A 1,482-nucleotide genomic window follows, 5' to 3' on the forward strand; every position below is an offset into this window, starting at 1 on the left:
TTTTTGTTCAGATATCAGACATAACTGTAACCATCTTTGCGATGGATGGCTTTACAGTAATCGAGCCTTACTGAAAACCGTTTTTTGTTGATAATGAACTCACCTCTTCCATCCGACATAGGGCAGACTCTAGTTGTAAATGTTCCTTGATACTTACCTTTCGGCACATCGGCTCGAACAATATCGCCAGTACAAAAGCCAAAAATTGGACGCAGCGGGCGATGCTTGACTGGATAGCCATATTTATCCGTTTGGCAGCGCTGCCTTCCACCAAAACCAGTTGCAGTGACATTGAGAATGCGCTCTGTTAAGACTTGCAGCGTTTGGGTGATACCCACACAAGCTGCATCCAGCCAGTGAGTTTTTTGCAATCCCAACCGAGTCCTGTTGTATTTGGTTTGTCCTCCTGTACCTGTTGTGACTGGCAAACCTGTTTTTTTGAGTTGATTAAACAATGCCCATCGGGTAGCATTAACGGCTGCTGCATCCAAACAAGGTCGCTTGGCTTGACCTAAGATCCGCTTTAGTAAATCGGGCTTTTTTGAGAGAAACTGCTCAATTAATTTGGTTCCTTTCTTGATGTTGCATTTCTCACAAGCTAAGCACAGATTAGAGATACGGTTGCTACCTCCTTTCGCTCTAGGGTGAATATGCTCGATCTGTAAAGGAACATTTTCAATCCCGCAATAAGCACAGTTTCTTTGCCACTTTTCTAATAAATACTCGCGGCTCTCGTACCCAAACAAAGTGCCTTGTTGGTATTCGCACCCGCTAATCTCTGGATTTTCTAGCGCTTGCGTGTCAAACTTAACTAACTCCTGTCTGATTTCACCAATAGGAGCAAATTTACACAGACGCTTGACCCAAGTTTCTGTGGTTAAAACCCGATGCCTTAAACTTGGTGCTAGCCACCCTTGAGGGCGCGAACGGTTCAGAAAACGCGGCTGGCGGTAGCGTGTATTGCGGTTTCTCCGACCTCTCCGTAAAGACCTACGAGAGTCAAGAGCTAGTTTAATTTGTTGCCCGCGATGCTTCAATTCCATCCCCCAAATAACCTCATCCCGGTCGGTTACAAGAGCAAATCCCGTAACTTTTGAACCCGGATCGATTTTGAGAGTAAGAGGATGAACAACTGGAATATCGATAGCTCGTTTCAGAATTAGAGTAAAGGGATATCTGCGAAAAACAGCAGCTTTACCCTGCTCTAATAATTTCCTTGCCTGTACTGGATGAATTGGATTCATCGGTGTTTTTTGAGCGTCAATGAGAAAAACGTAGTTTGACATCTTCTGTCATCCAATTAAGTAATGTTTGCCTCGGTAATGTTGAGAGGGCTTGTTCGGAACTAGGCACGGGCTTATAAACCTTTCACCACGACTTTTTAACCTAGTTCGACAGGGCAGAAAACTGGCGTTTATTTTCTGGTGTCATGACCCTCCCAACGTAGGCTTCGGAAAGCCTTAACCTGCACGTTCGTTACTC

At 44.7% G+C, this 1,482-nt stretch carries 1 protein-coding gene; it reads right to left on the reverse strand.

Annotated elements, in window-relative coordinates; translation table 11 throughout:
* Positions 1-14 precede the first annotated feature (14 nt).
* A complete protein-coding gene (gene iscB, locus QUB04_RS32395) occupies positions 15-1,286 on the reverse strand; it encodes an RNA-guided endonuclease IscB (RefSeq protein WP_333138263.1) in 1,272 nt (423 codons plus the stop codon).
* Positions 1,287-1,482: the final 196 nt, after the last annotated feature.

The organism is Microcoleus sp. D2_18a_B4, assembly GCF_036702475.1.
GTDB lineage: Bacteria > Cyanobacteriota > Cyanobacteriia > Cyanobacteriales > Microcoleaceae > Microcoleus.

Excerpts from the sequence above, each read along its gene's own strand:
- iscB (WP_333138263.1), bottom strand. The coding sequence starts at position 1,286 with ATGTCAAACTACGTTTTTCTCATTGACGCTCAAAAAACACCGATGAAT.